We start from the raw sequence: 17,223 nt of genomic DNA on the forward strand, positions 1-17,223 counted from the left end.
CGTGACCGCGACCGGCGACGAATTCGTCGTCCACATGGATCGCGAAGCTCTGGGCGACCTACCCATGGGACAGTACGACGTCACAGTGACGATCAAAACCTTTGTTCCCCAACGCGAAATAGCATGGACCATCCTCGGAACTGTCCGACCTCCGATCGGGCACGTCTACGGATATCGGATCGAGCCGGCCGACGACGGCCACAGTTCCCTCGTGACCTCGTACTACGACTGGTCTGATATCGGTCCCACCTGGCGGCAAGCAGGAATCTTTCCCGTCATCGCCGAAGGATCTCTCAAAGCCACGCTCGGTATCCTTGCACGCACCGTAGCCAGTGGTTATCCGCGCTGACCCCGCCCGAAAGCCCAGCGTCGGGGCCGTGATGCTCCTCTTCCGCGAGCGCTCAGCCACCACCGTGACAATCGCAGCACTGATCGCCGGTGCCGTCGCAACCTCATGGATCTATCTCAACGGAATCTTGTTCCCCACAACGACTCCAGTGAGTGCAATGTCCTACGTTGCGCTCACAACCATCACGCCGGCCCTACCGCCTGTTATCTGATGGGGCGCCGAAGCCACGCTGACGCATCCGCGCCGCCACCTCACCTGAACTCGCGACAAGAGGCTGCCAAAGAGTGGTAGACGAACCTCCACTGCAACCCAACACGCCCGACTTCCCCGTCACGAGGCACGGGTCCATCAGTTCATGAAGACCACGTCGCCCGACCTACACTAGAATGCCGAGAAGTTTTCTGCGCATTCACTTTTCGAGCACTGATCCGGTTCGCCATCGATACTACATCAGCCACCCGATATTCACACGGCGAGCGCCTACGATCTCAGGCCTACCCCCCCAGGCATGGGCCCGCACGATCCACCACGCCCGCCCTCACCCCTGCGGGATCGCGTACCGCGGTAAATTTGCCGGTGCACTGTGCGGGGCGCTGCTCGAACAAGCAGCAGACCCTTCCCACCCGTCCGGCGCCATCACTGCCACCGTCCCGTATCGAAATCGCATGCCGAATCGACAGCGCTGTAGCCGCACTGGGGTTTAACGCCGTCTGATCCGGCAGGGTTGATCGCTACAACATTCTTCGACCTCCACGACAGATCACAGATATCCGGCAGTTTCTTTTGCTCCGGAGACGACGCAGGACAACGGCAGCTTCACGCAGGCGCCAGAAATCGGGCCCGATTCGCGCTACCGTTCTAGGCTATGGGGACCAGCTTCCACGGACCGAACCCGTGGCCACACATCACGCGCGCAATCCGCACGCGAGGCCCACGCTTTGCCGCTGTTCCGTATCTCGGACACCTTGCGCCCGAACTACTTCCACTTCGCAGTGGAGACCTTCTGATCGTCAATGCTTCTACCGCGGCGATCCGCGTCCACGCCACTTCACCTGCCGTTCTTGCGCACTACCTCAGCAAGGGCGTTCGCGTCCTGTCGTCGTCAACACTGCACGCCAAGGTCATCGTGACGAACCAACGAGCTGTAATCGGCTCGCCGAATGCTTCCGAAAATTCCACATTCACCCATGAAGCGGTCGTCATTTCCGATGACCCCCAAGTGGTTGCCGACAGTCGCGCGTTCATCAACAATATCGACGAAACCACTGCTGTAGACCAAATATTCATCGACAACGCCGCGCGCGAATGGGCGATCGGGCGTGCCGTACCCATACCCGGCATCACTGGCCGAATGCAGAACCTTGACAACGACTTTCCTCTTACTCCGACCAACCGAGTATTTATCAGGCAAGTCAGCGATCACGAAACCCGTCCCTCCGTGCGCATCGCACCTGTGAAACAGACTTCAACGAAGCATCTTTCGGTCAATCCGAGCGTGAGATATCGACTCGAAACACTCAGACTCGGAAAACCAAGCAGCATGGCACGTGGGGACGTCGTCATCCGCGTCTCCACGGACAACGAATTGTTATTACCACCCGCTGTCGTGATATCCAACCAGGATCGAATACCGGATTCTCCCAGTCAATCTCAGCTCTTTCTCCGCGTTCGCAACGACCTGCTACCGCTTCCTGTGGCAGACACCGAGAGGTATCTCGTCGATGTCGGGCACCCCAGCGCACAACTGCGGTCCAACCACTACGTTCGCTCGCTCAGTCTTCGGGCCGAACTGTTGGCGTTGTGGAACCTTTGAGTCCTGAGAAACGAATGTTGACGGAATGCGAAGCATTCCTTCGAGTGCGCGAACAGCGCACCGTCAATACGTCGATCCGAGCAATGTACTCACGGAAGTCGAACGACGCACGACTCTAATGTTCGAATCCAGTGATCGAAATCCTCTGCGCAACTGCGACAAAGAGCATTCCACGTGACAATATACGCGGATCGACCTCCCCCAACCGAAGTCCCTCACGATTCCAGGCGAACACGAAGGCACAAACCCTCCCCGCTGGAAACCTACGTTCGGCAGCTGACAGGTTAAGGTGCCTTTCCGGATCTTTCAGGTGCTCCTCTCGACACGTGACCCGAGCCATCGAGCTCGCAGACGCACCATCGACTTTCCACAGACCCCCGTCTCCCTCCATCTCCACGACACACGGCAGCAGCCTGCGGAAGCGCCGTCCAACACGCGGGTTACATAACCCCTCCCCCGCGTTCAGTCGCACATGAACCTCCCCGGCGTCTGACAGCACGAGAGCCAAGCATCTCCATCCGCTCCCGAAGAATCCAACCCGATTCCGACGCTAGACCCATCATCGAACCGCCGACCGCCAACGCACCCAAACTCCACCTTCAGCGAAGCGTCAGAGGCGGTCCGTCAAGCCCCTCCCTGGTCGGGCCGGCGGCGGGCTGTGAGGCGGGCCGCCGCAAAATCCCTCAGAACTCCATGGCAACATCAACCACACGCGACACACCGAACAAGCGCGCCTACCCGTATCAGTTACAGATTGGTTCTAGTCTTTCCTCATGGCACAGCACAACAAGGGACCTCGCGGACACATCGCGACTCGTGCTCCCCTCAAGCAGCACAAGGTGTACGAGGATCGGGCCGCCGAACTCGGAATCCCTGCTGGGGATTACTCCGTGCTCATATTGGCCATCACCCACGGACTGGACATCCCGGACTACATCATCGACAAACTGCATCCGGACCAGCTGAGACTTCTCGAGGTCGAGGCAGCTGGATCACTGCGTCGCATCGAGCAACTTGCGGTCGGCGCATGAACTATCCCTAGACAGCGAACAACCCCCAGGGCTTGGCGGCATCGGGGGCTGTCCGTTTATGCGGTTGTGAGAGCTTCCCAGCTCCCTGACCACCACTAACCCAGTGAAGGAAGAGGCGGTGACCACCACTACCTCGAAAGGAAGAGGCGGTGCTTACTCGATGATATCGCAGAAACGCAATTCCGCCATACTCGCGGACGCGTTCACGGTGTCATTTTTGGCACGTCCAGATCACAGTTCAGCTTTCATGGCGACCGGATCACACTTCTGCGTCCCGAATGTCCCATCCGAGCAAGCCAGCACCGTACCCATGGCGGTACCGATGTGCGGCCGCCGGATCGAACAGACCTCCCGAACAACCGCGGCCGTAACGCGCGTACAGCGGATCCGCAGACAGGGAGGCCGCCCCTAGCCGACAACGAACGAAGTGCCCCGATACCTAACTAAACAGCGCAGACCTCTTGAAAAGCACAAAGGCCCCCGAAGGGGGTGATTGGGAGCGGACCGCATCGCGGCGAAATAAGGACTGGCAGGTCCTTGACGTCGACTGAGAACTGGCAGGTTCTCCGACATCTGTTCTCGAACATTCTCGAGAGGTGAGCTTCGAAAGTTAGCGCTTTCTCTGCTCGTACTGCATCCCCTGGAAGGGACTTACCTATGGCAGGTACGTCTCAGGGTAGCGCATACCCTGAATACAGCCCAACTCATTCCATATCACCAACCTTCGGCGTGTCGCGCATCGGCACCCAATCCACGGTCCCTCAATCGACAGAAGTCGACGAATGGCAAGCGGCAGTCGACGATGCTCTCTCACGTATCGCGCGCCTCGACTCTGCTACACGGCAACTCAACGAGTCCACTGACCAGCGAGGACGGTCTTGGTCCCTACCTGTCGAACCAACGGAACAAGCACGCGTTCCAGTGTGGACATCACGCAGGGAATGGCTCCGCCAATTCCGGCATCACACCACCAGCCCGGTCGGCAAGGCGCTGTGCGCGCGCCACCTGATCAAGCCCGACAAGGCTTACGCAGTGGCACAAGCTCACGCACATTTCGCCGAATCCCACACCGGCCGCGGGGTCTCCGCAGCGAAATCGACGATCGCTGCCCGCGCCAAAGTCAGCGAATCCTCTGTCAACCGCGCCAGGCGAGTGCTCATCGCTCTGGGAATGGGCATCGAACACGTCCGGGGACGGAACCTCAAAACCCTGGAATTTCTGGCTGCTGAAGCACATCACGGGGGTCAACAGCACCGCGCAGCATCGACATGGTCACTGTCATCCCCTCGAACAATCGTGGCAACGACACCTCAGCGCAAACTCTCCAAGACGCGACCGTCTCGCGCCTCTGAAAGAGCAACCCGCCACAGAGCTCGCAACTCTCTGAGGCCCGACGTCAATCGCGTCGATCAGCCCCACAGCAGCCGACCAGGGCCGATAGGAACTGACACCCTATCTAGTGTTGGTTTTTTATCTTTCGAAGTTCTTCCGTTAGGAAGAACTCACCAACGCGCGCACGCGCGAGCCCAGCTCACAACGAAAAAACGAAACACTTCTCGGATCACACCCCGGCCTCTGGCACTTCAGAGGACTGCAGCCGAACTCGTCATCCATGCGCCGGCTCTCAGTCCGCCCGGACATATCGGGGCAATCTGTGATCTTCTCCGCGATGTCAAGATCGATACGACGCGATGGACAGGACGTGACATTGCACAGACCCTTTCCCGAGACACAGCAGATCGGGGGTGGATCTGGCCAACAAGATCAAGTCTGATCTCACCGTTGGCATATCTCAGACGCAGGCTCGATGGGATCGACTGGACCGGAGAATCACCCAGTGAACAGCGTAAATCGGCCGACCTGGCGCGAAAGAGGGAACAAGAATTACTTGAAAGCTCACATGTTCAGCGTACGAAAATGGCAGCGAACCCGGAGCACCGCGCCAAGATCCTAGCCAGCATTCGGGCACACCTGACATGCAAGCAGCAGCATTGAGGCTTTACTGGCCCAAATCCGGCCAAGCAATACGCGTCCGAAAAACACGCTTCACGATGATCGACAAGCGTTGCCGAGAAGTGTGGCGGTCCGTGGCACGGCACTCTGATCGCCACGGGGTCTAAATACTCATGGCGAGGTTGATCGAGACACAAAGATCCAGAAGGTCAACATTTTGATCTAATACGCGTAGCTCACAGCCATTTTCGGAGAACTGACCCTGCCCGAACCAGACAATGGCGGGCTGACGGTCCACTTCTTTGCGCTTGAAGAACGCGGCGTTGGTACGGGTTCAACATTCGAGAAGAGGTTCAACCGACTGCCGTTTCCTCAAATGCAGACGCGCGCGTAGGTATTCGAATCGTCTATCGGTCATATCTCTCCGAGACATGTACCTGACTGAGCATCTTTATTTGCGCAGGTAAACGGCTTTTTGTGCAGAAGGGCATGGTGCGATCACTGCGTGTGACGCATGCTTTGCGAGGCATCCTGGTCGCGCATGCCATACATGCAATGCGTGCGTTGCAAGGCATGCATTGCATGTATGGCAGCGCTGTTGCGTGAAACGGTGGGCCATCTTGCGTCGTTCTTGGCCGTCGACACGGCAGCGTCGGCATCGTGCACGGGATACTTGTAGAGGGGAAGCTGTCTCCACCCCCTCCCCCACTCGGTTGAGAAGTGCGTGTGTTTCGGCGTTGCGATTCATGCGTCGCTGTATTCGAAATGTGCCCACCCATCAGAAAGTTCTGCTCGCAAAGCGGCGAAATCAAGCCTGACGAAACGGATTTTCCCTACCCCGTCGCCCATCCTAATTTCGTCACTGTGACGTAAAGTTAACGTCTGCTCGGACTCGCTTCGGTCATTCGACCTCGGCCGAACTACGACTGATCCGGATCTCGACACGTCCCTTCCCCTTACACCTCAGGGTTCACACCGCGACCTACCTTTCGCGCAGAAATTTCGTTTCACCGCGGGCCCCGTTGTGTCCTGAGATGATTGCGCAATGTTTTTTCGTGAGTTAGATGACCACGCCGACTTGCAGTGAATCGGCTGTATCTCTCAATAGAATTGGGCCCCTCCCCCTCGATCAGTGCGGTTGTTCGGCCCATGCATGTCTCACTGCACGATCCGTGCGGTTCATGTGAGTGCTTCTGGCCTCGATGTTCGGATGTCGGCGGCCATGAAATTCTGCCCGGAGACGGCCACGAAACTGCCCGCTGGCGGACATGAAACCTGCCCGGTGGCGGTCATGGGATCTGCCCGACACGACGTCGTCTGCCTCACCGGCTCCGACGGTTGAGGCCCCTCCTCAGGTGCGATCGGCGGTGCTGAAGCGCCCGTCGCCCTGAGGAGGGACAACTTGAAGTCTGCCGAGGAGATCATGGAAATCCTGGATGCCTACGACCTGACAGGGTCGTTGCGTGATGCCGGCGAGCTGGCCGGATGCTCGCACCACACGGTCAAGCACTACGTGGACCGCCGTGCTGCCGGGGGTGAGCTGGACAAGGCCGTGACTCGGCCGCAGTTGATCGATGAGTACCTGCCCAAGGTCGAGGAGTGGGTCGAGCGGTCCAAGGGCAAGGTCCGTGCCGACAGAGCGCACGAGAAGCTGCTCGCGATGGGCTACAAGGGTTCGGAGCGCACCACCCGTCGTGCGGTCGCATCGGTGAAGAAGTCATACCGGTCAGGACATGTGCGGGTCCACCGGCCCTGGGTCACCGAGCCGGGGATGTGGCTGCAGTACGACTACGGCGACGGACCTGTCGTCGACGGCGTCAAGACGGTTCTGTTCGTGGCGTGGCTGGCGTGGTCGCGGTTCCGGGTCGTGATCGCGCTGCGCGATAAGACCATGCCGTCCGTGTTCGCCGCGCTGGACCAGACCTTCCGCCGGTTGGGTGGGGTGCCGACCTACGTGCTGACCGACAACGAGAAGACCGTCACGACCGAGCACATCGCCGGGATCCCGGTCCGCAACGGACAGCTCGTCACCTTCGCCGAGCACTACTCGGTCGTGGTCCACACCTGTGTGCCGGCGGATCCGGCGTCCAAGGGCGGCACCGAGTCGTCGGTGAAGATCAGCAAGGCCGACCTGGTGCCCAAGGACACCAACCTGCGTGAGGAGTACGCGTCGTTTAGCGAGCTCGAGGAGGCGTGTGAGGCGTTCTGTCAGAAGGTCAACACCCGGGCTCACCGGACCACGAAGCGGCCACCGGTCGAGATGTTGGCCGAAGAGCGGACACGGCTACACCCGGTCCCGACACAGCCGCACACAGTCGCGTTCGGCACCACCCGGGTAGTGCCGGGCAACACGCCGATGGTGATGTTCGAGTCCGGCCAGTACTCGGTGCCACACACCCTGCTCGGCGCCACGGTGTGGGTTCGTGCCCAAGGACTCGGCGACGGCGAGGAGGTCGTCATCGTTCACGTCGGCGAGGACGGACCCGCCGAGGTCGCCCGCCACGCGCGCGCGACGCCGGGCACGCCGAGGATCAACGACGAGCACTTCCCACCGCAGCCGGAAGGTCCGTTGAACCGGCAGCCGCGAGCGAAGAACCCAGCGGAAGCCGAGTTCCTCGACCTGGGCGAGGGCGCCCGCCTGTGGCTGGTCGAGGCCGCTGCGGCGGGCACGCCGCGGATGAGGGTCAAGATGGCCGAAGCCCTCAGCCTGGCCAAGCTGTTCGACCCCGTCGAGGTCGACTGGGCACTCGGCCACGCCGCCGTCCACGGCCGGTTCGCCGAGGCCGATCTGTCCTCGATCCTCGACCACCACGCCCGGCAACCCGCTGTTGGCGAGCACCGTGCCGGCGAAGAACGGTCGCTGACCCAGGGCACCGCCGGATGGGCACGTCTCGGCCAGCACGACAGCCAGCACGACAGCCGCGAGGGGAACGAGGTGACCCGATGACGACCAAGACCACCACACCATCGATGGCGTCCGCGCCGCCGTTGCCGGCCGAGTTGGAGGACCTCTTGCGGCGGCTTCGGCTGCCCCACATCCGTCGCCACGCACCGGAGGTCGTCGCGACCGCGAAGGCCCAACGCTGGGAGCCCGCCGAGGTGCTCAAGGCTCTGTTCGCCGAGGAGGTCGCCGGAAGGGAACGCTCCGCACTGGCCACCCGCAGGGCGGCTGCGGGGTTCCCGACCGGGAAGACGTTCGATGCGTGGCAGCCCGAGGCATCCTCGATCCCGGCACCGACCCAGCAGGCACTCCGCACCCTGGAATGGGTCCACCGTCGGGAAAACCTCGTCGTGTGCGGGCCGTCGGGGACCGGGAAGACGTTCCTACTGGAGGCACTCGGTCACCAAGCCGTCGAGGCCGGGTTGAAGGTCGCCTGGTTCACCCTGGAAGACCTCGGGGTCCTGCTGCGCCGCCATCGTGCCGACGACACGGTGTCCAAGGCCATCGCCCGTGTGCTGCGCGCCGATCTCGTTGTCGTCGACGACATCGGCCTGTTGCCGGTCGCCCAGGATGCCGCCGAGGGGCTCTACCGGCTCGTCGACGCCGCCTACGAGAAGCGGTCGGTCGCGATCAGCTCGAACCTGCACCCGTCCGGGTTCGACGAGCTGATGCCCAAGACGCTGGCGACCGCCACCGTCGACCGGCTACTGCACCACGCCCACGTGTGCCAGACCAGCGGAGACTCCGTGCGACTTACCCAGGCACTCGCCGGCCGAGGGGTGAGTCCCTTGAGCTGAGTGCTCTGGTCGGTGGTGGCCGCAAGCCCACTGGGCAGATCCCATGGCCACCACCGGGCAGTTCTCGTGACCGTCAGCGGGCAGGTCTCACGACCGCCCCTGGGCAGTTCCTACTGTCCCTTGACATTCGGACCCTGATGGAATGAAATATGTTCTGGCCTTCAGCGGGGTACAGGCTTCCATTGACATGCCCGCGGCGCGGACATCAGAAAGTTCCTGAATTGGCAGGCTGTCTTACCTGCCTCGCGAGTTTGGCCCGTTCCTTCCATCCTTGCAAGGGCGATGCATTGGCGGATGGCTGGGCAAGAACGCTCGCGACGGTTGAGCAATTTGTTCTGCGCGCACATCGGAGATTGCCGATTCCGATATATTCGCCTTTAGTTAGTTGGCTGCCCAATAGCGTCCCCTCGACTTCCGCGAAAATCTGACGGAGACGGACTGTCGCACATTTCGATTCGGTGTCTGGAACGTCGCGCTATCTGGTAATCGTGGCAGCCAAGTTGCTCTCTGTCGCCGAGTTTTCGCAACAATGTGTGTCGCGCGCGGGTGATGTTTCGATACGTTCGATGCCAGTGAGTGCATTGACCTGCTATTTTGCGTGTTCACGCAATGCATGCACTGCGAGCGTTGCATGCAGAAGTGAAAGACGTCCAATGCACGCAAGGCGTGTTCGGCTAGCGCTGCATGGCATGCGTGCCTACTTCACATAACGCGTGGTGCATGCGTTGCGTGCGCTGCGTGGATAGCATGCAAAGCACCGCGTGCGTGCGGAGTTAGCATCGCGAGCGCTGCGTGCAAAGCGTGCCGTGCGTTGCATGTAATGGATGCTTGGAGTGCGAGGGATGCATCGTATGCAAAGCGCGCAACACATGCTAGAAACGCATGGATAGCGTAGCGAGCACGACATGCACGGGTTGCAACGAACGCGTGGTGGGCATGGCGCGCAATGAACGCAAGGAGTGCAATTGATGCAACTGGTGCATGACACGCACAGGGTGCGTGGCTTGTATGTCACGCATGGCATGCGTGTTATGCTACGTGCGCACGTAATGCACGATGTGCGTGTTTCGCGAGCGGTGCAGACTTAGCATGCAATGCTTGGATTGCTCGTAACGCACAGTCTGCATGCATCCCACGTGCAGCGTGGATTGCGCACACAGCAAGCAATGCACATATTGCATGCAGCGCGTGGTTTACACGCAATGCACGCCTAGCAAGTGTCACCGCCCTCGATGAAAGGTCCGCAATGCAGCCACGCAAAATCGCACTCGGCAACCAGAAGGGTGGCGTAGGCAAGACGGCCTCCACTCTCGGGCTTGCCAGCGCCATCACCGCGGTCGGCGGAAAAGTACTTGTCGTCGACATGGACCAACAGGGCAATACGACCGGCGGCCTCGGCGTCACTCTCGAAGAGGGCATGATGACGGCCTACCACCTCATGAACCAGACCAGGGAAGGCATTGCAGCCGAGGCGATCATTGCCACCCCATGGGATGGCGTCGACCTCATTCCCGCAGACGAAGAGCTCGGCAAAATCGAGTCGGATGGGTCGAATGACCTGGTGTTTCGCCTAGACGTTGCGTTCGAAGGGCTCGACCTTTCTCCTTATGACGCTGTGCTTTTCGACTGCCCTCCCAATATGGGCAAGGTGCTGTTCGCGGTTCTTATTGCAGCAGATGGCGTTGTCGCGATCACTGAACCCACAATCGACAGTGTCGGTGGCGTTCAGAAGCTCGAAGAGACAATCGACACCGTTCGCAAACGGGCGAACCCGAAGCTGGAATTCGACAAGATCGTGATCAGTCGTAAACGATCCACCGGCGAACATGAGTTCAGAGAGAGTGAGCTACGGGAGACCTACGGCTCACTCGTCGCCAAGACATCGATCCCGGAACTCGCGGCCCGCCAGGACGCGCACTCGAATCGCACTCCGATTCACCAGTTCAAGGGTGGGAAAGCATTGACGCTGCAACTTGCCTACAGTGACTTGCTCGCTGAGTTGCCCATCGTGATCGGAGCCCCGGCATGAGCGTGAAGCGGGAACCTGCAATTCGTAAGACACATCCGGCTGAACTCATCCCGGAACGTCCGCCCAGGGGAGACGCGACCCCTGCGGCACCTGCAGCTACGCCACCATCGCCTTCAGCGGATCTCAGTGCCCGCAAAGATGAGGAGGAGAAGTTGTCGATGACCCACAACACGCGCATCAAACCTTCGACCAAGGATCGCCTCCGGCGTGGCGTCGACAAATTGCGGTACGAGACTGGCGATCGCGAAATCAGCGAGGCATCGATGACCGAGGCCGCGCTGGACGAATACTTGAAGGCCAGGGGACTATAAGAGGATCGCGTGCATGGCGTGCACTGCGTGCACGCATGATGAGTTGTCTTAATTCCTGATTGTGGAGTTCGGCCCTTGGGCGGGAACATCTTGTGCTTCGGCTGGAAGACCTAATTAGAGGTGCCTGGCACGACAACCGAGTAGGCATATGTGGGGAACATTCCAAGGACCTCGATATTGAGAACGGCTGTCGGGGGCGGGCGGGAGAAGAACCGCCGGGGCGGGAAGTCCTTGCTGTGCGCGCGCTATGCCATGTCCCTCTCGTCTGCTGACGGTCCGTTCTGTAGAACTTAGAAGCCTTGGCAGCGCAAAGCCTGCAGCAAATTGCGTGAACAATCCGCTGCAGTCACGCAAAATTGCAGACCACCCCACGTCCCTCTGAGATCAACAGGCACGCAGCTGGAACGACATCGCCGACGTGCTTTGAGTGCGACGCAAAAAGCATCAGTCGACTCTCGGATACGACCGCCAGAAATCGCTGTCAACCGTCACCGCACGCAACGCCGACGAAACGCAAGGAGTTCCCACCAGAGAAAGTTTTCCGAAACCAGGAGGAGTCCCGCCGGCGGCAACCAGCGGGACTCCAGACCGAGAACACCCCTTGTAGGAAGGAAAACCCGATCATGGGTGATTTTAGTCTGCGCGCAGCGCGGATCCAGCTTGGAGCACTGATCGCCGCACTTCTCATCGCGATTTTCATCGCAACCGGGATCACCGCAGGCGCATTTGTCCTCTCCTTCGCAGTCCAACGGGACCTCGCGCGCCAAGGAACCATCCCCGAAAACCTCGCATGGATCTTTCCCGTCATCGTTGACAGTGCAATCTTCGGATCCACCGTCGCCATCGTCATTCTGAGCAAACTGAAGATGCATCGACGCGACAAGTACTTCTACGTTGCTGTTGCTGTTGCGGTGGTCGCGATCAGCATCCTCGGGAACGCCTACCATGCGTTCCACTCCGCAACAGTTGCGCAACAGGCCGTCGCGGCAGGTCAGAGTATCGGCTACACACCTCTCGACCCGGCCGTTGCTGCCATGATCGCGGTCATTCCGCCGGTGCTCGTACTCGCCTTCACGCACGGTCTGGGAATCCTGATCAAAGCAACGGGTATTGCATATTCCGACTACAAGATCGAGATCGACAATGCTGCCGCAGGTGTGGGTACGGTTGCTACGGAAAGCGTCCTCATGCGCAACGAAACAGCCGTAGGAGCCCAGCATTCTTTAGGCGTCGCAGAAACGCATGACGCGCAGGAAAGCGCTCCGCACCCGAGCCCCTCCGAACAAACGAGGTCCTCAGTGGACCCGGAACCGTCGAACGCAAAGGCGGCGGAGCACGCCGAACTCGAATGGTTCATTGCCACATCGGACCTGCCCGACGCTGTCAAGGACACCGCACGACGCAAGCTTGCAGACCCGACTCTCACCTGGGAGCTGATCGCCCAGACGTCCAACCCTCCCGTTGCAACATCGACCTCGTGGCGCCGATACGAAAAGTTCGATACAGCGGCCCGAGCGGCTGGCTTCGACAACCCGCCGCTCATCGACATGCGAGCCTCCGATGTTCACTTCGCCGACCAACTCGTCACTACAACGTGAGCAGCGCCGCAACCCGCCAACGCCAAGGTTCCAGAGCGCCAGGAATTGCATCATCATGGAGGGGTTGACCACAGCAGAGTCCCCACAGACTGCAGGTAAGGAACCCGCATTGACCGACCCAGACGACCGACACCACGTGATCGTTCCGCCCGAACCGCGCCAGCGACCCCGACAACAGCGAGCGCACGAGACGAAGGCCAAGATCCTCAAGGCAGCTGCACGCTCATTCTCGATCGATGGGTACGCCGCTACCTCCATGAACGACATCGTTGCGGAGGCTGCCTCCACGAAAGGAGCCGTGTACTTCCACTTCGACTCCAAGGAAACGATCGCGCGAGAACTCATCAACGACTGGTTGACCGCGCTCGGCGGAATCCGACAATCAACCGACGAATCAGCAAGACCAGCGATCGAGAAGTTGGCTGCATTCTTCAACGGTTCAGCGGCGCTTATAACCGACGATGCTCTGGCCCGAGCCGGCCTCAGGCTCACCACAGAAGCAGGTCTCGATACTGCCCCACCCGCGTTCCGTGAGTGGGTGGAACTCGTCAGCCGACTCGTCGATACTGCGATCGCAGACGGACAGCTTCCCGCCTCTGCCGCCGAGCGCCTGGCCGCGAATCTGTGCGCGGGATTTATCGGCGCAGTTCAAGTCATACAGGTACTTGGCGACTCTGGAGATTTCACTTCACGCATCGACGACTTAGTGAACGCGTATTTGATTTCAGATGCGTAGTCCGCGCGCTGGCGAGGTCGTGAGCAGGGGAGAGGAACCGGACTCAATCCTCGCGGTGACGTCGCCAACCGTGTGCACGGTGTACTGCTCATTCCTCGACGGTAGCGAGGCAGTCGCGTCGTCGAGAGGAGTGACAAAGTGCCTGACATCGAGAGCCGAATCCCCGAAGTGCTTTGTCCCATGGCGAATATTTCAGCGATCCGAGCAGTACCGACGTGGAGACGTAACCATCGATGGGACCGTCACTGAGACTGAAGAACACCAGATAGAGATCGACCGATGAAGACAGCGGAAACCGTGTGCGTGGCAAGATGTGCCGCGTCGGGGCGCTGAGTACTTCATCGGCCCTTGCCTCCCGTTGAAATGATCGGTTCCAGAACTCGCAAGCGATGGTGGTACCAAAACGAATCCCACTTCGGTACCATCAGCATATGAGCACGCAGATCGCGGTACGACTACCGGACGAGATCGTGGAATTTCTCGACGACGAAGTCAGGGAACATCGCGCCACCTCGCGAGCCTCACTAGTGTTGCGCGCTCTCGAACGGGAGCGTCGCCGTCAGATAGCCGCACGAGACGCGGAGATCCTCTCGGCCGCAACATCCGAACATGATTTGAGCCCCCTCGCTCACCACGCCGTGAATCGACAGCCAACAGGCTCGACCTGATGCGACCAATTCACGAAGCCAAGCTCGACACAGTTCGGCCGGTCCTCGTACTCACCCGAGAGATGGTCCGTCCACACCTCGGGACCGTCACGGTAGCGCCCATCACCGGCGAGATCCGAGGACTGTCCACTGAGGTGTCCGTCAGCGTCGCTAACGGACTATCCGCCGACGCGGTGGTCAGTTGCGACCACATCACCACCATTCCAGTCAGTGCACTCGGCAACATCATCGGTTATCTTCTTCCAGCGCAAGAGGAATCACTGTCCATAGCCGTGCGCGCCGCCTTCGATCTCGAATGATGACGACAGTGAACGGAAAGGATGAAACATGGCGCTGAAGAAAGGGGAGCAGTTCACGCTATTCGAGCTCGAGCCACCAGAATCCGCTACTCGTTCGGACGAAGTTCCCGAACCCGATCAGCCTTCTCTGTTCGACGTTGACGACACCGCTTGTCTCGAAACGGATTCCGGGGTTGCGGAGCACCCCTGGACCGACGACATCGTCGCCCCTCCGGATGAGCGCTCCAACGAAATGGAAACGGAACCCACCCAGGCGTCAGAACTCGACGCAACCGAACCGGCCGCCCTTCCTCCCGCCAGCGAGGCGGCAGACGGTCACGCCGTCATTGTCACGGCAGCTGGGACCTACGCACCATCTGGCCACACGCTCACCGGCCCAGTCGATTCCATCGAAAAACTCGACAAACTCATCAGATGGGCAACGCTCACCCCGCTGGGCGCGCCGGCACAGATCTGGATAGTCGGAATCGAAGCCTGCGAAATGCTCGGATGGATCATCGACCCAGGCAGCGAAGACGACGTCGACGACATGGAAATCCTCCGCACCCGCGCTGCCGAAGAACTCACCGCGATCCTCCATGCCACGCTGACCCCAATGCTGACCGCAGGATGGGAACTCCGCGGGGAACCCGGCCACGTCGTTCACCTCTCCCGCACCACCGGGAACTTCACATCCATGGTCGACATTTTCATCGAACCCTACGTGTGGACCTACTGGAACAAAGACTTCGGATGGGGCAATCGCGTGGGGGACATGGGGATCCTCGGATCACCCACCGCCGGAACCTACCTCCCTGACGACGACCTCCCCGCTGCGCAGGAACTGGGACGCCGACTCGCCTGGTGCGCACAACACCTCGGCGTGCTACCCGGCCCCACCCCAGCACGCACCGGCGCCGCCATCGTCGACAAGATCAAACGCGACCGCACCCGCAGCGGTAAAGGAATCGTCGTCACTGTCGGTGGACCGGTCCCACCGCTGGACGGCGAACCCCGCGGAGATCTCGAACCTGCAGTCGGATGGACCCGCATCCCGGACCTCGAAGAACTTTCCGACGCAAAACAACTGGTATCGATAGACCAACGAGCTGCGTACCTCGCTTCCGCTGGCATGCTCGAATTCGGCTACGGAAAACCTCGACATCTTCGCGGCGAGAACGCGCTCGACGCTGCGCGGCAATCGAAAACCCCGTTCGGGCTCTGGCGTGTAACCCTCCCGCCGGGTGACATGCTGGCGCTCCCACCCGCTCTACCGTTGCCTCACCCACACATGCTCGCCGACCAACCTGTGCAGACCTGGATCACCACCGTCAGCCTCGATGCACTTCAAACGTCCATCGCCGATGGCGGAATCGGCGCAGAACTCGACGACCTCGACATCGCAGAAGCATGGGTCTACCCCGAACAGGGTCGAGCCCTCGACAAGTGGGCGAAAATCTTGAGAGAAGCCCGCAAAGTTGCCGTCGACACAGGCGACACAGCAATGAAACGGTTCATCGGCGCCTGCTACAAGGGCTACATCGGCCGAATGGTCAACCCCGACATGTGGACCGCCAAACAAATGCAACACCACCACCAACCGCTCTGGCGAGCAGCGATCATCGCACACTGCCGCTGGCGAGGCCGCCGCGTCGCGATGCGCATCGCACGCGAAACCGGGCGTTGGCCACTGCGCACCGTCACCGACTCCTGGGTCTACCCCCTGCCCCCGGGCATCGACATCGCAGACGAGAGTGACGCACTCGGGAAAATGACTCTGGAAAAGAGCGCCCCGCTCACCGAAAACATAACCGTCATGCTGACCGACGCACGCGACACCCACGAGATCAACCTCGCACTCAAAGCTGCGTTCACCGACGAAGATGAAGGAAACATATAGTGGCCCTGCATCTTCCGAAACCGCGATCAACCAAACCCGCACAGAAGACCGTCGGCTTAGACGGACTCAACGTATCCGTCTCGACAGCAGCGACCAGCGGTATCGAAAAATCTAAATCGGTCAAAAGTGGGGGATTGGCCGGACTCACCAGCAAAGTCTCCGTACGCCAGCTCCGTACCGAAATCGGCAAAGAAGGCCTACGGCAAGCAGCTGTCGACGCCGGAAGAAAGCCACCCTCTGACCGAACACTGCGCCGCTGGGCGCAGCAAGGACGAATCCCACACCCCGACGTCACCGAACGTGCACAACGGCGAGCCGCCATCGAACGCCTCGGCGGAATCGACGCTGTCGCAAAGAAAATCGGCCGTTCACGATCAGCGGTCTCTCGCTACCGTTCCGGCGAAACCAACGAACTGCGCGCCGATGCGAAAAAGAAGCTCAAGAACGTCAAAGCTCGCGACATCATGGACCGCGCCGGCGTCCTGCGACCCGACGGACAACCCAAAAAAGCCACCATCCGAGTCCGCGGGGGAGTGTCGGTCCGCAACGGCTCCGAAGAGGGCTACGACTACCGAGTGCGTACCCTCGACTTCGCGAACTCCGACAGCCCCTTCAGTCTCGACGAAACACGAGAACTCGCCATGGCCTTGGCCAACGACGATCATGCCCGGGTGGTTGCCATCCTCGAACGTCACGCCACGATGGACTACCCCGAGAACAAGGGATTCGACCAGTACGGCGACACTTTCGGATTCCACTTCGATTCCATCGAATCCGTCCACATCGACTGGACATAGAACTGTCTGCCCTGCCCCTCGA

14 protein-coding genes and 1 pseudogene are annotated in these 17,223 nt (G+C 60.2%); 14 read left to right on the plus strand and 1 reads right to left on the minus strand.

Annotated elements, in window-relative coordinates; translation table 11 throughout:
- Position 1 precedes the first annotated feature (1 nt).
- The 4 genes and pseudogenes from M0639_RS31510 to M0639_RS31525 form a co-directional block, all read left to right on the plus strand.
- Positions 2–349: pseudogene (locus tag M0639_RS31510) on the plus strand (SRPBCC family protein); the annotation flags it as partial.
- Between the two features lie 28 nt (positions 350–377).
- Positions 378–560, plus strand: coding sequence for a hypothetical protein (locus M0639_RS31515; protein ID WP_156525090.1), 183 nt, complete (start codon positions 378–380; stop codon positions 558–560).
- Between the two features lie 654 nt (positions 561–1,214).
- Entirely contained in the window at positions 1,215–2,162 is a 948-nt protein-coding gene (locus tag M0639_RS31520; protein ID WP_064075461.1) for a phospholipase D family protein, read from the plus strand.
- Between the two features lie 773 nt (positions 2,163–2,935).
- Complete coding sequence (locus M0639_RS31525) at positions 2,936–3,193, plus strand: hypothetical protein (protein ID WP_007733695.1); 258 nt, start codon at positions 2,936–2,938, stop codon at positions 3,191–3,193.
- Between the two features lie 1,043 nt (positions 3,194–4,236).
- Here M0639_RS31525 and M0639_RS35015 read toward each other — a convergent pair.
- Positions 4,237–4,371 carry a hypothetical protein gene (locus tag M0639_RS35015; RefSeq protein ID WP_256670376.1) on the minus strand — a complete coding sequence of 45 codons (135 nt, stop codon included), beginning with the start codon at positions 4,369–4,371 and terminating at the stop codon, positions 4,237–4,239.
- A gap of 2,177 nt (positions 4,372–6,548) precedes the next feature.
- On the opposite strand from M0639_RS35015, the gene istA reads away from it, so the two are divergent.
- The 10 genes from istA (at position 6,549) to M0639_RS31575 (ending at position 17,201) form a co-directional block, all read left to right on the plus strand.
- Positions 6,549–8,093: an IS21 family transposase gene (gene istA, locus M0639_RS31530; protein WP_064075337.1), complete on the plus strand. Its 1,545-nt coding sequence runs from the start codon at positions 6,549–6,551 to the stop codon at positions 8,091–8,093.
- Positions 8,090–8,884, plus strand: coding sequence for an IS21-like element helper ATPase IstB (gene istB, locus M0639_RS31535; RefSeq protein WP_183591811.1), 795 nt, complete (start codon positions 8,090–8,092; stop codon positions 8,882–8,884). Before istA ends, istB begins: the two co-directional genes overlap by 4 nt.
- Before the next feature lie 1,246 nt (positions 8,885–10,130).
- Complete coding sequence (locus M0639_RS31540; protein ID WP_007733691.1) at positions 10,131–10,913, plus strand: ParA family protein; 783 nt, start codon at positions 10,131–10,133, stop codon at positions 10,911–10,913.
- A 158-nt stretch (positions 10,914–11,071) separates the two neighbouring features.
- On the plus strand, positions 11,072–11,224 hold the full coding sequence (locus M0639_RS31545; RefSeq protein ID WP_007733689.1) for a hypothetical protein: 153 nt from the start codon (positions 11,072–11,074) through the stop codon (positions 11,222–11,224).
- Between the two features lie 623 nt (positions 11,225–11,847).
- Positions 11,848–12,822, plus strand: a complete 975-nt coding sequence (locus M0639_RS31550; protein ID WP_064073729.1) for a DUF2637 domain-containing protein — start codon at positions 11,848–11,850, stop codon at positions 12,820–12,822.
- Between the two features lie 109 nt (positions 12,823–12,931).
- On the plus strand, positions 12,932–13,558 hold the full coding sequence (locus M0639_RS31555; RefSeq protein WP_248671245.1) for a TetR/AcrR family transcriptional regulator: 627 nt from the start codon (positions 12,932–12,934) through the stop codon (positions 13,556–13,558).
- Positions 13,559–13,989: 431 nt separating this feature from the next.
- Complete coding sequence (locus M0639_RS31560) at positions 13,990–14,226, plus strand: YlcI/YnfO family protein (RefSeq protein WP_064073730.1); 237 nt, start codon at positions 13,990–13,992, stop codon at positions 14,224–14,226.
- Positions 14,226–14,525, plus strand: a complete 300-nt coding sequence (locus tag M0639_RS31565; protein WP_007733685.1) for a type II toxin-antitoxin system PemK/MazF family toxin — start codon at positions 14,226–14,228, stop codon at positions 14,523–14,525. Before M0639_RS31560 ends, M0639_RS31565 begins: the two co-directional genes overlap by 1 nt.
- Positions 14,526–14,553: 28 nt before the next feature.
- Positions 14,554–16,404 (plus strand): hypothetical protein, encoded by a 1,851-nt coding sequence (locus M0639_RS31570; protein WP_064073731.1) that lies wholly within the window; start codon positions 14,554–14,556, stop codon positions 16,402–16,404.
- Positions 16,404–17,201 carry a hypothetical protein gene (locus M0639_RS31575; protein ID WP_064073732.1) on the plus strand — a complete coding sequence of 266 codons (798 nt, stop codon included), beginning with the start codon at positions 16,404–16,406 and terminating at the stop codon, positions 17,199–17,201. The genes M0639_RS31570 and M0639_RS31575 overlap by 1 nt, the downstream gene beginning before the upstream one ends.
- Positions 17,202–17,223 lie beyond the last annotated feature (22 nt).

The organism is Rhodococcus qingshengii JCM 15477 (assembly GCF_023221595.1).
Classification (GTDB): domain Bacteria; phylum Actinomycetota; class Actinomycetes; order Mycobacteriales; family Mycobacteriaceae; genus Rhodococcus_F; species Rhodococcus_F qingshengii.